13 protein-coding genes and 1 pseudogene are annotated in these 13871 nt (G+C 63.9%); 4 read left to right on the top strand and 10 right to left on the bottom strand.

What is annotated here, in order from left to right; genetic code table 11:
• Positions 1–122: 122 nt before the first annotated feature.
• The 3 genes from FJ980_RS06225 to FJ980_RS06215 form a co-directional block, all read right to left on the bottom strand.
• Positions 123–1127: a magnesium and cobalt transport protein CorA gene (locus FJ980_RS06225; protein WP_140542054.1), complete on the bottom strand. Its 1005-nt coding sequence runs from the start codon at positions 1125–1127 to the stop codon at positions 123–125.
• Between the two features lie 86 nt (positions 1128–1213).
• Positions 1214–1936 (bottom strand): phosphate signaling complex protein PhoU, encoded by a 723-nt coding sequence (phoU, locus tag FJ980_RS06220; protein WP_140542053.1) that lies wholly within the window; start codon positions 1934–1936, stop codon positions 1214–1216.
• 108 nt (positions 1937–2044) lie between these two features.
• A complete protein-coding gene (locus FJ980_RS06215) occupies positions 2045–3310 on the bottom strand; it encodes an ATP-binding protein (protein WP_140542052.1) in 1266 nt (421 codons plus the stop codon).
• A 202-nt stretch (positions 3311–3512) separates the two neighbouring features.
• Between FJ980_RS06215 and ppk2 the strand changes: the two genes are divergently transcribed.
• Positions 3513–4418 (top strand): polyphosphate kinase 2, encoded by a 906-nt coding sequence (ppk2, locus tag FJ980_RS06210; RefSeq protein WP_140542051.1) that lies wholly within the window; start codon positions 3513–3515, stop codon positions 4416–4418.
• A gap of 119 nt (positions 4419–4537) precedes the next feature.
• Here ppk2 and FJ980_RS06205 read toward each other — a convergent pair whose 3' ends face one another.
• The 3 genes from FJ980_RS06205 to FJ980_RS06195 form a co-directional block, all read right to left on the bottom strand.
• Positions 4538–5287: an enoyl-CoA hydratase-related protein gene (locus FJ980_RS06205; RefSeq protein ID WP_140542050.1), complete on the bottom strand. Its 750-nt coding sequence runs from the start codon at positions 5285–5287 to the stop codon at positions 4538–4540.
• A gap of 11 nt (positions 5288–5298) precedes the next feature.
• Positions 5299–5937 (bottom strand): GNAT family N-acetyltransferase, encoded by a 639-nt coding sequence (locus FJ980_RS06200; RefSeq protein WP_140542049.1) that lies wholly within the window; start codon positions 5935–5937, stop codon positions 5299–5301.
• A gap of 98 nt (positions 5938–6035) precedes the next feature.
• Complete coding sequence (locus FJ980_RS06195; protein WP_140542048.1) at positions 6036–6767, bottom strand: LuxR family transcriptional regulator; 732 nt, start codon at positions 6765–6767, stop codon at positions 6036–6038.
• 281 nt (positions 6768–7048) lie between these two features.
• Between FJ980_RS06195 and FJ980_RS06190 the strand changes: the two genes are divergently transcribed.
• Positions 7049–7870: a transporter substrate-binding domain-containing protein gene (locus FJ980_RS06190; RefSeq protein ID WP_140542087.1), complete on the top strand. Its 822-nt coding sequence runs from the start codon at positions 7049–7051 to the stop codon at positions 7868–7870.
• A gap of 78 nt (positions 7871–7948) precedes the next feature.
• On the opposite strand, the gene FJ980_RS06185 is transcribed toward FJ980_RS06190, so the two are convergent.
• A complete protein-coding gene (locus tag FJ980_RS06185; protein WP_140542047.1) occupies positions 7949–8362 on the bottom strand; it encodes a tellurite resistance TerB family protein in 414 nt (137 codons plus the stop codon).
• A gap of 213 nt (positions 8363–8575) precedes the next feature.
• Here FJ980_RS06185 and FJ980_RS06180 point away from each other — a divergent pair, with 213 nt between their 5' ends.
• Entirely contained in the window at positions 8576–10225 is a 1650-nt protein-coding gene (locus FJ980_RS06180) for a lysine--tRNA ligase (protein ID WP_140542046.1), read from the top strand.
• Here FJ980_RS06180 and FJ980_RS06175 read toward each other — a convergent pair.
• Together FJ980_RS06175 and FJ980_RS06170 are read right to left on the bottom strand one after the other, a co-directional pair.
• On the bottom strand, positions 10188–11045 hold the full coding sequence (locus FJ980_RS06175; protein ID WP_140542086.1) for a thermonuclease family protein: 858 nt from the start codon (positions 11043–11045) through the stop codon (positions 10188–10190). The two genes, FJ980_RS06180 and FJ980_RS06175, sit on opposite strands and share 38 nt — an antisense overlap.
• Before the next feature lie 8 nt (positions 11046–11053).
• Complete coding sequence (locus tag FJ980_RS06170; protein ID WP_140542045.1) at positions 11054–11695, bottom strand: helix-turn-helix transcriptional regulator; 642 nt, start codon at positions 11693–11695, stop codon at positions 11054–11056.
• Between the two features lie 298 nt (positions 11696–11993).
• On the opposite strand from FJ980_RS06170, the gene FJ980_RS06165 reads away from it, so the two are divergent.
• Complete coding sequence (locus FJ980_RS06165; RefSeq protein WP_140542044.1) at positions 11994–13643, top strand: ankyrin repeat domain-containing protein; 1650 nt, start codon at positions 11994–11996, stop codon at positions 13641–13643.
• Positions 13644–13708: 65 nt separating this feature from the next.
• Here the strand turns inward: FJ980_RS06165 and FJ980_RS06160 are convergent.
• A pseudogene (locus FJ980_RS06160) lies at positions 13709–13867 on the bottom strand (thioesterase); the annotation flags it as partial.
• Positions 13868–13871: the final 4 nt, after the last annotated feature.

The raw sequence follows: 13871 nt of genomic DNA, 5'->3' as shown, positions 1-13871 counted from the left end.
AGCGAATAGCGAATAGCGAATAGCGAATAGAACTGGATTGAGTTTCGCGAAAAGGGCAACTTATTTCCCCTACTCGCTACTCCCTATTCGCTACTCGCTCCCTACTCCCCTACTCCCTCCCTTCACAGCCATCCATTCTTCTTGAACCGCCAGTACAGGAACGCGCAGATGAGCGCGATCGCCACCAAGACGGCCGGATAGCCGTATTCCATCTTCAGTTCCGGCATGTCGGAGAAGTTCATGCCGTAGATGCCGGCGAAGGCCGTGGGCACCGCCAGGATGGCGGCCCATGAGGCGAGCTTCTTGGATATTGCGGTTTCCTGGCTCTGCCCGACCAGCAGACTGGCTTCGAAAGCGAAGGCCAGAACCTCGCGCAGGGAGTCGATTTTTTCCTGCACGGTGCGGATGTGGTCGGTCACGTCGCGAAACAGCGGATGCATGGCGGCATGTATCTGCGGCAGGTCGGCGCTGGTCAGCCGACGGCAGACCTCGACCAGCGGCAGCGCCGCATTGCGCAGCCGCAGCAGATCGCGGCGCAGCATGTAAAGCCGCTCGATATCGGAACCGGTCATCGGCTTCAGAAGCACCTTGTCCTCGATCGCCTCGACCTCGTCCTCGATCTGCTCCAGCACCGGCATGTAGTTGTCGACGATGAAGTCGAGGATGGCGTAGAGGACGAAATCCTCGCCTTTGGCGAGCGAATGCGGGCAGCTCTCCCAGTGCTGGCGCACGGCGGCGTAAGAGGTCGACGGGCCGTGCCGGACGCTGACGATGTAGCCGGCGCCGACGAACAGATGCGTCTCGCCGAAAGTGACACGGCCGTCGATCAATTGCGCGGTGCGGGCAACGATGAAAAGCGCGTCGCCATATTGCTCGATCTTCGGGCGCGCATGCGGATGCTCGGCATCCTCGATCGCCAAATCATGCAGGTGGAATTGCGCCTGCACCCGGAGCAGCAGGTTGCGATCAGGCTCGAGCAGGCCGATCCAGACGACATGGCCGGGTTTTGCCGCCCATTCGCCGGCCTGTTCGATGGCGATGTCGGCAATGCGCTTGCCGCCCGAATAGACGCTGGATGCAATGATGCCCGACGTTGGGGCCGGGGTCAGGTTTCGAACTTGTTCCATCGCAAACCTCCCGAGACGCGACTGACAAAATCGCTGTCCCTGGAGGAGCTTATCCTAAATCAGGAAGCCATTCGAGAGGCGGCGGTTCACTTAGCCGGCACCGTGCCGGAAAGCACGACCTTGTCGGTCCTGTCGCCCTTCGGCCGGTCGGTCGGCATCTGGTCGCCTGTGACGATGTAATAGATCGTCTCGGCGATATTGGTCGCGTGGTCACCGATGCGCTCGATGTTCTTGGCGCAGAACAGAAGATGCGTGCAGGGTGTGATGTTGCGCGGATCTTCCATCATGTAGGTCAAGAGCTCGCGGAACAGCGAGGTGTACATGGCGTCGATCTGGTCGTCCCGGTCGCGCACGAGGCCAATCCTCTCGACCGAGCGCGAGGCGTAGACGTCGAGCACTTCCTTGAGCTGCGTCAGCGCCAGATTGGCAAGCGCCTCGATACCGCGGAAAAGGCTATTCGGCTGGCGGCCGTCCACCGAGGCCACGCGCTTGGCGACGTTCTTGCCCAAGTCGCCGACACGCTCGATATCGGCCGAGATACGGATCGCGCCGACGATCTCGCGAAGATCCGTCGCCATCGGCTGGCGCCTGGCGATTATGATGATGGCCTTGTCGTCGACCTCGCGCTGTCCTTCGTCGAGGACGAGATCGTCCTGGATGACCTTCTGCGCGAGGCCATGGTCGACATTAACCAGGGCCGCGACCGCCTGTTCGACCATGCGCTCGGCATGGCCGCCCATTGCGGCGATGCGCTTCGACAGGAACTTCAGCTCTTCATCATAGGCACTGGCGATATGAACGGACTGCATGGATATGCCTTCCCGGTTTGTGCCGGCTGGTGCGTTCCCTCAATCCGTCGCTGATACGTGAACCGCATGACAGAAAGAAGAAAATCCCGGTTGGTAACCGATATACGATCAGCGAGCCGGCAAATGAACCGTGAACGCCGCGCCCTTGCCGACTTCCGACTTGATCGACAATCTTGCGTTGTGACGGGTCAATATATGCTTGACGATCGAAAGGCCAAGCCCGGTGCCTTTCTGGGCGCGGCTGTTTTCGAGGTCGACGCGGTAGAAGCGCTCGGTGATGCGCGGGATGTGTTCTTCGGCAATGCCCGGACCATAATCCCTTATCGTGACGTCGAAGCCCGGCTGCTGGCCATCCTCGCCTCCGGCGATCGATACGGTGACACGCCCGCCTGCCTGGCCGTATTTGCAGGCATTCTCCAGGAGATTCTCGAAAACCTGGAATAGTTCGTCGCGATCGCCGGGAACGACGAGCGGTGCGTTGGCGAACTCCCGCTCGATGACGACGCCGTTCTCACCGGCCAGCGGCCCGAGCGAATCGATGACGCTGTCGATCGTCTGGCGAAGATCGACCTCGGTGCCGGGACCCAGATAGGGCTTCATCTCCAACCGCGACAGCGAGAGCAGATCGTCAATCAGGCGGGCCATGCGGCCGGTCTGGTTCTGCATGATCTGCAGGAACTGGTCGCGCGCCGCCGGATCGTTGCGGGCCGGCCCGCGCAGCGTCTCGATGAAGCCGGCGATCGAGGCAAGCGGCGTGCGCAGCTCATGGCTGGCATTGGCGATGAAGTCGGCTCGCATGCGATCGATACGACGCGTCTCGCTTTGATCCTTGAACACCAGCACGTAAAGGCCGGTGGCATGGCCGACCGTGGACGCGCTGACCCGATATGTGCGTTCCACCGGCAGCTTTTCGGTGTAGTCGACCGCATCGGAAGCGACTTCCCCGGCAAGGATGCTGTCGAGCAGCGCCTGCATCTCCGGGGCGCGGAACTTGAGCGACAGCGACATGCCGGGCGCCAGTCCGCCGAAGGCGGCGAAGGCGGCGGCGTTGGCGTGAACGATGGTGGCGGAATGGTCGAAGATGATCAGCGGGTCGGCGACCGCGGCGGCCAGATATTCGCCGGAGAGCCTCTGCAGCCCGCTGGCCTCGATCGCTGCCCCCGCATCGGCCGGCTGGCGTTCGGCTTCCGCGGGCAGCATCGCCGCGGCCGCCAGCGCGACCAGGGCCAGCACGAGCACATAGTCGGATGCGCCGGCGAAAAAATAAACGGCAAGGACCGCGAAAACGCCTGCGCCAAGCAGCCAGCGGTTGCGCGCCAGCCGCCCTGCCAAGGCTCGCCCCTTGTTGTCTTGTCCCGCGCCCGTCTCTGCCATAGGCCCGCGCCACCCCGCATCCCGTTCGACCGGTCAGCCGGCTCGCTGGGCCGGCCTGACGCATGGGACCCTGGAAATCAGGATCGATTTTCGCGAAGGTTCATGCGCAAGATCAAAATGCTGCAGCGTCTTTGCGCCCGAGTGCGCGCTGCGCTGCACAGGCTCCATAGCATGAGTCCGCAAACTGGAAAGGTTCGTCCGGATGAAAAATGCCAAGGAAACGGCTGAAGCGGTGCCCGCCACGGCGCCGATCAAGATCAAGATCGGCGGCAAGGAGCGAGCGTTCGACATCGACAATCCGGTGCTGCCTGACTGGATCGAGGACAACAAGCTTACCGCCGGCGGTTATCCTTACGACAAGAAGATGAAAAGCGAGGACTACGAAAAGGAGCTCGAAGAGCTGCAGATCGAACTGGTCAAGGCGCAGGCCTGGCTGCAGGCCACCGGCAAGCGGGTGATGGCGCTTTTCGAGGGCAGAGACGCGGCCGGCAAGGGCGGCACGATCTTCGTGCTGCGGCAATATATGAACCCGCGTACGGCCCGCAACGTCGCGCTGCCCAAGCCGACGCCGACCGAGGCGGGGCAATGGTATTACCAGCGCTATGTCGACCATTTCCCGACTTCGGGCGAGTTCGTCACCTTCGACCGCTCCTGGTACAACCGCGCCGGCGTCGAGCCGGTCATGGGGTTCTGCACGCCGGAGCAGCACGAGAAATTCCTGGACGAGACGCCGCATTTCGAGCGGATGATCTGCAACGAAGGCATCCATTTCTTCAAATTCTGGCTGAATATCGGCCGCGAAACGCAGCTCGAACGGTTCCATGACCGCCGCTGGTCGCCGCTGAAGAACTGGAAGTTCTCGCCGATCGACATTGCCGGCGTCAGCAAATGGGACGACTACACCAGGGCGCGCGACCAGATGATCGAGCGCACGCATAAGGAGTTCTCGCCCTGGATCGTCGTGCGGGCCAATGACAAGCGACGCGCCCGGCTCGCGGTGATCCAGCGTATCCTGCTTTCCCTGCCCTATGACGGAAGGGACCTCGACGCCGTCGGCAAACCCGACAAGAAGATCATCGGCGAGGGGCCGGAATTCGTGAAAGACTAGTTGTTGTTCTTCGTCTGGAACCGCTGGCCTGCCCTACCCGCGTGGTAACGCGGTTCCGGACGAGTTACAGCGCCGCGCGCCTTTCGGCTTGCGCGGCGCTGAGGTTTCATGCCGGGCGCTCAGGCGGCCAGGCGAGCAATCCGCTGCAGCCGCTTCAGCGTGGTGTCATCCTGAAGCGCCTGCTGGAACAGCGTGATCTCGTGGTCGATGCGGTCGCACAACACATCCGTATCTCCCTTGAGCAGGCTGCGCGTCTGCAGCAATGCCGCAACAGGCTTCTTGGCCAGCTGTTTGGCCCTTGCCAGCGTTGCTTCCTCGGCGCTGCCATGCGTCACGATCTCGCCGACCAGGCCCAGTGCCTTGGCGTCCTCGACGCCCAACGTATCGCCCAGGCAGAAGAAGCGGAACGCACCGGCATAGCCGAGCTTCTGGGGCGCCAAAATGCTGGTCGCCGCGTCCGGCACCAGGCCGAAATCGACGAACGGCACCCTGAAGGTGCTGCCCCTGGAAGCGATCACCATGTCGCAATGGAACAGGATGGTGCAGCCGACGCCGACAGCATCGCCGTCGACGCAGGCAAGGACCGGCTTGGGGAAGGTCGCCAACATGCGGAACATGTCGGTGACGGCGGCGATCAACTCTCGGTGCTTGGTGGCGTCGAGGAACTCCGAGAAGTCGCCGCCAAGGCAGAAGCAGCCGGCAAGGCCGCGCAGCATGACGACGCGGACCTCGTCGTTGACCGCCGCATCGCGCAAGGTCCTGGCAAGGCTCGCATAGGCGTGTCTGTCGAGCACTGGCCGGCCGTCATGCGAGGACACGGTGACGACCAGCGTATGGCCGCGCAGTTCCGGTTCGGGATGGAAACTCATGACCGCCTCCATCACGAAGCCTGCTTGAGGCCGAGCAGACCGGGATAACCCCGGTTCAGCACCGGCAGGTGGTGGTTGCGGCGGGCCCGCACGACATCGAGCGTATGCTCGGTGAAGGTGAGCAGCGTCGCCACGACCTGCTGGTTGCCATAGGTGCGCTGGTAACCGAGCGGCGTCGCCAGGAAGTACAGTTGCAGGGCGCGCAGCACCCACATCGGCTCGAACTCGATGATGACCTGGTTGACGTTGCGCTTCAGGCCCCATTCGACGAAGCCGGCGATCAGCTCGGTGCCGACGGTCGAGACGCCGCGTTTGCCGTCGCGAAAACCCGGAGCCACCGCGTAGCGGGTCAGTTCCCAGACATTCGGCCCCGAGGGGGACGGTCCTTCGCAGAGATCCGACAGAACGTCCGTCAGAAGATGCGGCCGTGTGGTCGGCAGCATGCGCTGGTAACCAGCCAGTTCGCCGTTGCGGATGACGAGGTGGTGTTCGGCCTCGTCATGATCGAACTGGTCGATCTCGAGCTGGTCCGGACGGTCGAGATCGGTCCAACCCATCTCCTCGACGAAGATCTTGTAGCGCAAGCGATGGACCGCTTCCCAAAGGTCGGGGCGTTCCATCAGTTCCTGAGTGGTAAGGGCAAAAAGCATTAGCCGTCTCCTGGGCTTAAGAGGAAGATACGGCCGTGACGTCCCTTAAAATATTACGCGAATGCGCAGGCAAGAATTTCCAGGTCGGCACGGCCGACCTAGCTAATATAGCCGCGCCTAATCGCCTCCGCGACTGCCTGCACCCGGTTGGCTGCGCCGAGTTTGCTCTTGGCGTTAAGAAGGTGTTTCTCGGAAGTGTGTTCCGAGATGCCGAGGATTTGCGAGATCTCCCATTCGGACTTGCCGACGGCGGCCCATTGCAGGCACTCCCGCTCACGCGCCGTCAATTCTATGTGATCGATGACGTTGTCGGCCTTGGTGTGCAGTTGCATGGCGCGGCCTATCGCATAGGTCGACGCGAGCGATACCATTCCGAATTCCGCATCCGACAATTCAACGGATTCGCCGCCCAGCGAGACCATGACGATCTGGCCGTCGAGCGTGACCAGCGGAAACGCCAGGCCGTCGCGCAGCTTGAACTCGCGGGCGTCGCCCATGACTTCGTCGCTGTTCTTGTCGATCAGGGCGGTCTTGGAAGCGTCCCGCCATTGGAACGGCGCCTGAAGCTGCTTCATGTGGCTGACGACCGGGTCGTGGTCGACATAGTTACGCGCCACATAGCGCTCAAGCCAATCGCCGGGCCAATCGCAAAGCATCACGTGCTGTTTCTGGCGGCCGCGCGGCGTGCCCGGCTGCGGCACGGTTCCCGCCATCAAGGCGGTCAGGCCGAAGCTCGAGGTGATGCCGAGCAGCCTCTCGCAGACCGCGGCCGCGGTGCCAGCATGCTGCAACTGGTCTATGTATTCCAGAGTTCTGTCGAACAGGCCCATCGCAACATCTACCCCATGTTGCTTCTGCTTTTTCATTACCGACGGTAGATGCCCGAACCCCCCTTCGCCATCAACCCCCGCGTCGCAATCTCCTCAGCAAAACCGGCAGCTTCCCCCTTCCGGCACGCAAGGTCACTTGCAAACGTGCTAAAGCATACGCCTAATTTGGCTGCTTGAAATCAAAAACCGTTGTGCCTGCCCCCCTTTTCATACGAAAAGCCAAGGAACGGGGACAGGTGCGGAGCCATATCGTGATCTTGCGGTGCATATTTCTGGCCCTGATGTCGGTGCTGAGCGGGGTGCTGCCCTTTTCCGGTGCGACTCAGGCGGCGGAGCCGCAGGTGCCGGTATTGTGGGACGCCAAGGAGCGGCTGCCGAAGCCCGATCTCTCCGCGCTGCCGCGGCTCAGATTTCTCACCACCACTGATTTTCCGCCGTTCAACTTCCTCGACGGCGCCGGCCGCCTGTCGGGTTTCCACGTCGATCTGGCGCGGGCGATCTGCGCGGAACTGGGCGTCGCCGAAAAATGCCAGGTCCAGGCTTTGCCGTGGAACGAACTGGACGATGCTCTGCAGAAAGGCGAAGGCGAGGCGATCATCGCCGGCATTGCCGCGACGCCGGACAGCCGCGAGAAATACGCCTTCTCGCGCTCCTACATGCAATTCCCGGCGCGCTTCATCATGCCCAAGGCGAAGGCCTTCGCCGAGCCGATCCTCGACAAGCTGCGCAGCAAGCGGGTCGGCGTCGTCGCCGGCTCGGCGCATGAGAAAATGCTGCGCGGCTATTTCAACACCGTGCAGGTGGTGACCTTCGACACACCGGAAGACCTCTATGCCGACCTCAAGGCCGGCAAGGTCGACGCCGCTTTCGGCGATGGCATGCGCTTTGCTTTCTGGCTGGGCGGCTCGGACGCAGCCGGCTGCTGCCGCTTCGCCGGCGGTCCGTATCTGGCGCCGGAATATCTGGGCTCGGGCATGGCGATCGCCACCCGCAAGAACGACACTGCGCTTGCCGCCGCCTTCGACTACGCGCTGCAGGAAATCTCGATCAAAGGCACCTTCGCCGAGTTCTACCTGCGCTATTTCCCGGTGAGTTTTTTCTAGCCGGTTATCCAGCAATTCCGAACAGAAGGCTGCGGCGAAGTCGCCGAGCCTAACCGCTCGCACTTTTCCTGGATTGCTTCATGTCAGCGTGCGCAAGCGCGCCTTGGCCGCGCGGGCGATCGCGGCGACGGTCAGCGTGTCGAGGTCGAGCTTGAGGCGGATGAGCTGCAGGACGCGCACTTCCTCCATACGCATTTCGAGATCGACGGCGGCAACCTCGAAAGCAGCCGCATAAGCGGTGTCGCGCAGCCGCTCCGGCAGCGCCTCGGCGACGCGCGCCAGCACGCCTTCCAGCCCGTCCTTCTCATGCAGCGCCTTCTGACACGCCTGTGCCACTGCAACCAGCCTGTCCTGGTTGAAGTCGACGAACACCGGCCAGGAGCGGACGACGTCGCCGATCCGTGCCAGCTCGACATCCGTCATATCGCGATCGGAGGCCGATGTGATGACCATCAGGTGGATCAGGGCTTCGTGCGGCGTCAATGAAGGCATTCAAAACTCCTAAAGGCGCGCATGTCATCTCTCCAAAACCGTGACACACTTTTGGGTGACATGCACTGCATGAATGGGCCTCGAACGTAAGAGCGCTATCGTGGCGTCGCAAGGAAAACCGCCGCAAATCGTTGACGCTCCAGCCTGTCACGCCTAGAGACCGGTCGACAAATCCTTATCCACCGCGAAGACGGCCATGACTGGAACTTTGACATGACGGGATCAAACATCATCGATCTCACTCCCGAGATGCTTGCCGCAGCGGCCGAGAGCAAGGCCTGGCCGTTCGAGGAAGCGAAGAAAGTCATCGCCCGCTACAAGGGCAAGGACTTTCCCGAGACCGTCCTGTTCGAGACCGGCTATGGCCCGTCCGGCTTGCCGCATATCGGCACCTTCGGCGAGGTGGCGCGCACGACCATGGTGCGGCATGCCTTCCGCGTGCTGACGCAAGACAAGATCAAGACCAAGCTTCTGTGCTTCTCCGACGACATGGACGGTATGCGCAAGATCCCGGAGAGCGTGCCGGACCGCGCCGCGCTTGAGCCCTATCTGCATATGCCGCTTACCTCGGTGCCCAATCCGTTCGGCGGCGACTATGCGAGCTTCGCCGACCACAACAATGCGATGCTGTGCCGCTTCCTCGACACGTTCGGCTTCGACTACGAATTCGCCAGCGCAACGCAGTACTACAAGGCCGGCCGTTTCGACGAGGTGCTGCGGCGCGCCGCCGAACGCTATGACGAGATCATGGGCGTGATGCTGCCGACGCTCGGGCCGGAGCGCCGGGCGACCTACAGCCCGTTCCTGCCAATCTCGCCGAAGAGCGGCCGCGTGCTCTACGTGCCGATGATAAATGTCGACGCCAAGGCCGGCACCGTCACCTTCGACGACGAAGGCACCGAGACGACCCTGCCTGTCACCAGCGGCCATGTGAAGCTGCAGTGGAAGCCGGATTTCGGCATGCGCTGGGCGGCGCTCGGCGTCGATTTCGAGATGTTCGGCAAGGACCACCAGACCAATGCGGTGATCTATGACCGCATCTGCAACATCCTCGGCGGGCGCGCGCCGGAGCATTTCGTCTACGAGCTGTTCCTCGACGAGGAAGGCCAGAAGATCTCGAAGTCGAAGGGCAACGGCCTGACCATCGACGAATGGCTGACCTACGCACCGACGGAGAGCCTCGGCCTCTACATGTACCAGCGGCCGCGGCAGGCGAAGAAGCTCTATTTCGACGTCATCCCGAAGGCTGTCGACGAGTACTACGCTTTTCTTGGCGCCTATCCGCGCCAGGACTGGAAGGAGCGGCTCGGCAATCCGGTCTGGCACATGCATGACGGCAACCCGCCGGCCATCGACCTGCCGGTGCCCTTCGCGCTGCTGCTCAACCTGGTCAGCGCCTCCAACGCGCATGACAAGGCGGTGCTGTGGGGCTTCATCTCGCGGCATGCACCGGGCGTGACGCCGAAGACGCATCCGGAGCTCGACCGGCTGACCGGCTACGCGATCCGCTATTTCGACGACTTCGTGAAGCCTACCAAGGTCTACCGCGCCGCCGACGAGGTGGAGCGCGAGGCGCTGGCCAAGCTTTCCGGCGCGCTCGGCGCGCTGCCGCAAGGCGCCGACGGCGAGGCGATCCAGAATGCCGCGCTCAATGTCGCGCGCAAGATCGAGCGCTACCAGGATCATTCCAAGCAGAGTCCGGAAGGCGGACCCGGCGTGTCGGTCGTCTTCTTCCAGATGATCTACCAGGTGCTGATCGGCCAGGAGCGCGGACCGCGCTTCGGTTCCTTCGCGGCGCTTTACGGCATCGCCGAGACGCGCGCGCTCATTGAGCGGGCGCTAGCTGGTCAACTGGCGGCGTAACGGCGCCGCCATCGGCCGGCAGGATCGAATCCGGCGCCACCGGCGCCGGCCCTGACGCGGCCGGCAGCGCCGGCAGGCCGTCAAGCTTTGGCGCCGGGCCGAAAATACCCTTCTTTGCGGCGCGGGCCTTGTTCCCGGCCTCGATATAGGGGCCGCCTTGCGCCGCGCGCGCCCAGCCATTCTCGACCAGCCACTGGCCTATGTCCTGATTGCCGATATGGCATTCGGCGGTAATGATGTCGCGACCGCCGTCCGGCGGCACCGTGCAGGCGACCGCACGGCCACGCAGGAAGGCGCGGAAGGCTGTTCTGGCGCGCGTGCCGCAGGCCCAGCTCTTGCCCGTGTCGCTGCAGGTTTCGTCGGCTTTGACGACGTCCACGCCGGACACGGCGACCGCGTAGCCCTTCGACTCGATGAGCCCGGCGGCGGTGGCGACCGGCTGGAACAATTTTGTGCCGTTCCAGTCGCCTGGCATCTTCGTTTTGGGCGGCTTGGGCGGCCCGGCCAGCGCCAGATCACTGAGTGGCGCGCGCGGTTCCACCCGTTCGAGTTCGCTATCCGAGAGAGCGGGCGGCGCCACGACGTCGGGATCGATGGCCCTCGAATGAACAGGTGGCTGCGGAGCGGCGGGCGCGGGAATGGCCGAGGTCGCGGGCTCGTCCGGCTGCGACTCAGAGCTCGGATCCGCAAGCGCGTCCGGATCGATCCGATCCACCGTGATCGTGCTCTCACTGCCTTTGATTGCACGCCCGCCGGTTACGACGAGCGCCGCCATCACGGGAATTGCCAGAACCGCCAGGGCTGTCTGAAGAATCCGCATAAGCTGGCCTACTGGCTCGCCCAGACGATGCGCGCCACCCATTCGATGTCGCGCGTCGGGATGTCGCGGTCCGGGTGAGCGGGGTTGAGCGAAACCAGCACGATCGATTTCACCGTTTGCCGATCGAGCACCTTGGCCATCACCTCGCCGGCGGTGGTCTTGACGACGACACGGTCGCCCTTGCGCGTCGGCGCGCCCGGTTCGACGATCAGCACGTCGCCATTGCGGTAGAGCGGCAGCATGGAATCGCCCTGTACCTGCAGCGCGTAGGACGTCTCGGTCGCCCGCGCCGGCAGCTCGACCAGATCCCAGCCCTGTCCCGCCGGATAGCCGGCATCGTCGAAGAAGCCTCCGGCGCCGGCCTGGGCAAAACCAAGCAACGGGACGGCGCTGCGCTGTTGGGCTATGGAGACGCCGCCGCGCCCTTCGACCAGTCCGGTGAATTCCTCGAGCGACGCGCCGGTGGCCTCGATGATCTTGGCCAGCGATTCCGTCGAGGGCCAGCGCGGCCTGCCGTCGGACGACAGGCGCTTCGACTTGTTGAAGGCCGTCGAATCGAGACCCGCGCGCCGGGCTAGACCGGAAGCCGAGAGCGAATAGCGCTCGGCGAGAGCGTCGATGGCGGCCCATACGCGGTCGTGTGAGAGCACGCGCGCTCTCCTTCAAACAGGAAAAAATGCCTCAAGCCTGTCTAGCGCGCGACCACACCATTGTCCACCGGTAGCGGCGGACCGGGATGGAAAGTGATACGCTGTCGCGCAAACGGGCAAGGTCGATATCGGGCGTCCGATTGACCTCGGCGGCCGGATCAATTTATGGTCGACCTGCGGTGCAAGCCGCCTCCGGGTCCGCGGGAAGGGTTGAACCCACTTGCCTCGATGAGCTGACAGCCAAACCTTTGTGCAGCCGGATTTGCGGGCCTTCGGCGAAGAATGCACGGAGGTTTTCATGAACCAACTCCCCAACCGTCCCAATCTCGACCTGTTGAAGAAACAGGCCAAGGACCTGCTCGCGGCCTACCGTCGCGGTGAGCCGGACGCGCTCGCCCGCTTTCGCGAAAGCTTGCCTTTGGCGCTGGGCAAGGATGATCCGGCAATCGCCGCGCTCGGCCTTCGCCTGCATGACGCCCAGTCGTGCCTGGCGCGCGAATATGGCTTCCCATCCTGGCGCGACCTCGGCAGCTTCGTCGCCGCGCAGCGTGCCTATGGCGCCGACCGCGCCTCCTCGTTCCGTAATTGGGCTGGACTGGTCTATGCCGGGGACATCAGCGGCAGCACCGACCGCGCGAGCCCGGCGGCCGCAGCACGCATGGTCGAGGAACATCCCGGCCTCACACGGGGCGACGCATATCTGGCCTGCGCGGTTGGCGACGAAGCAGTCCTGCGGGAGGCGATGAAGCGGGACGCGGGCTGGGTCAACCGCCCCGGCGGCCCGCTGAACCTGCCGCCGCTGGTGGCCGTGACCCATTCGAGCCTGGTGCGGATGCCACGCTTTCGCGACGCGCTTCACGCCGCCGCGAGATTGCTCATCGCGGCCGGCGCCGATCCTAATCAGGCGACCGGCAGCCGTTGGCCGCCGGCCTCGCTGGAGAAGCCTTCGGATAAATATAAGCTCTCGGCGCTGTACGGCGCGGCCGGCCAGAACCACGATCCGGAGATGACGAAGCTGTTGCTCGACGCGGGCGCCAATCCGAATGACGGGGAGTCGCTCTACCACTCGCTCGAGAACCCCGCCTGCACGCGGCTTCTGCTTGAGGCCGGCGCCCGCGTCACGGGTTCGAACGCGCTTTATCGCGTCCTGGATCTCGACAGCCTGGAGGCGCTGGAATTGCTGCTCGCCGCGCCGGATGCCGATCCAAACGAATCGGCGGGGAGTCAGCCGACCTCCGATTGGGGCAGGCCGCTTCTGTGGGCGATCCGGCGCCGCCGTTCGCCGGCGCATATCGAAGCGCTGCTCGCGGCCGGCGCCGACCCGTCGGCGCGAACACCCGAAGGCCTGAGCGCCTATCAGCTTGCGCTGCGGTTCGGCTTGCCGGATGTCGCCGCGCGGCTGCGGCAATCAGGTGACGAAGGTCCACTTCTGGACGACGAGCAATTCATCGCCGCCTGCGCGACCGGTGACGAGACGGCGGCGCGGACAATCAAGGCCCGGCGGCCCGACCTGCCGGATTCGCTGTCCGACCAGCAATTGCGGCTCTTGCCCGAACTCGCCGCACAGGGCTGCCGCGACGCGGTGAAGGCGATGGTCAGGCTCGGCTGGCCGATCGCCCGGCGCGGCGGCGACTGGGACGCCTCGGCGCTGAACCATGCCGTCTTTCGCGGCGACGCGGAACTCACCCGCTTCCTGCTCGAGCATGGCGCGGACTGGACAGAGCGGCACGGCTTCGGCCGCGATGTGCGCGGAACGCTCGGATGGGCCTCGGTCAATGAGCCGGAAAGCGATGGCGACTGGGTGGGTTGCGCCGAGACGCTTGTCGCGCACGGAATGCCGACCGGGCAGCCGGATACTCAAGGGAGGCGGCAGGTCGTCGCCTTTGACGACGATCTGATGATCTTTTCGGATGAGGTGGCCGATTTCCTGCTCGGCCGGTCGGCCTGAGCCGAGGCCGATCAGGCCGGCCTTGGCCAGTCGCGCAAATTCCGGTGTGAGACCATGAAGTCCCGCTCGGCCAGCATCATGTAGCGGGCGTTGTTGAGATGCAGGTTGAAGTCGATGTCGGTCGGCAGGCAGCGAAAAGCCAGCCGGCTTTCCTCGCCGACCCTGTAGGGGCCACGGCTCAACGCCGTGGCCATGGTGCGGGCCATTCGCCTCCAGACATACACCTTG

It is taken from the genome of Mesorhizobium sp. B1-1-5 (assembly GCF_006443065.1).
In the GTDB taxonomy this organism is placed as follows: Bacteria; Pseudomonadota; Alphaproteobacteria; order Rhizobiales; family Rhizobiaceae; genus Mesorhizobium.
The sequence above is the reverse complement of the archived record's forward strand: the minus strand, read 5'-3'. Positions and strand labels throughout refer to the sequence as shown.

Bases quoted from the DNA above. Each gene is read 5' to 3' on its own strand.
- FJ980_RS06190 (WP_140542087.1), top strand. From the start codon at position 7,049: ATGTCGGTGCTGAGCGGGGTGCTGCCCTTTTCCGGTGCGACTCAGGCG.
- FJ980_RS06200 (WP_140542049.1), bottom strand. From the start codon at position 5,937: ATGCTTTTTGCCCTTACCACTCAGGAACTGATGGAACGCCCCGACCTT.
- FJ980_RS06225 (WP_140542054.1), bottom strand. From the start codon at position 1,127: ATGGAACAAGTTCGAAACCTGACCCCGGCCCCAACGTCGGGCATCATT.
- FJ980_RS06185 (WP_140542047.1), bottom strand. From the start codon at position 8,362: ATGCCTTCATTGACGCCGCACGAAGCCCTGATCCACCTGATGGTCATC.
- ppk2 (WP_140542051.1), top strand. From the start codon at position 3,513: ATGAAAAATGCCAAGGAAACGGCTGAAGCGGTGCCCGCCACGGCGCCG.
- FJ980_RS06175 (WP_140542086.1), bottom strand. From the start codon at position 11,045: ATGCGGATTCTTCAGACAGCCCTGGCGGTTCTGGCAATTCCCGTGATG.
- FJ980_RS06195 (WP_140542048.1), bottom strand. From the start codon at position 6,767: ATGGGCCTGTTCGACAGAACTCTGGAATACATAGACCAGTTGCAGCAT.
- FJ980_RS06165 (WP_140542044.1), top strand. From the start codon at position 11,994: ATGAACCAACTCCCCAACCGTCCCAATCTCGACCTGTTGAAGAAACAG.
- phoU (WP_140542053.1), bottom strand. From the start codon at position 1,936: ATGCAGTCCGTTCATATCGCCAGTGCCTATGATGAAGAGCTGAAGTTC.
- FJ980_RS06215 (WP_140542052.1), bottom strand. From the start codon at position 3,310: ATGGCAGAGACGGGCGCGGGACAAGACAACAAGGGGCGAGCCTTGGCA.
- FJ980_RS06180 (WP_140542046.1), top strand. From the start codon at position 8,576: ATGACGGGATCAAACATCATCGATCTCACTCCCGAGATGCTTGCCGCA.
- FJ980_RS06205 (WP_140542050.1), bottom strand. From the start codon at position 5,287: ATGAGTTTCCATCCCGAACCGGAACTGCGCGGCCATACGCTGGTCGTC.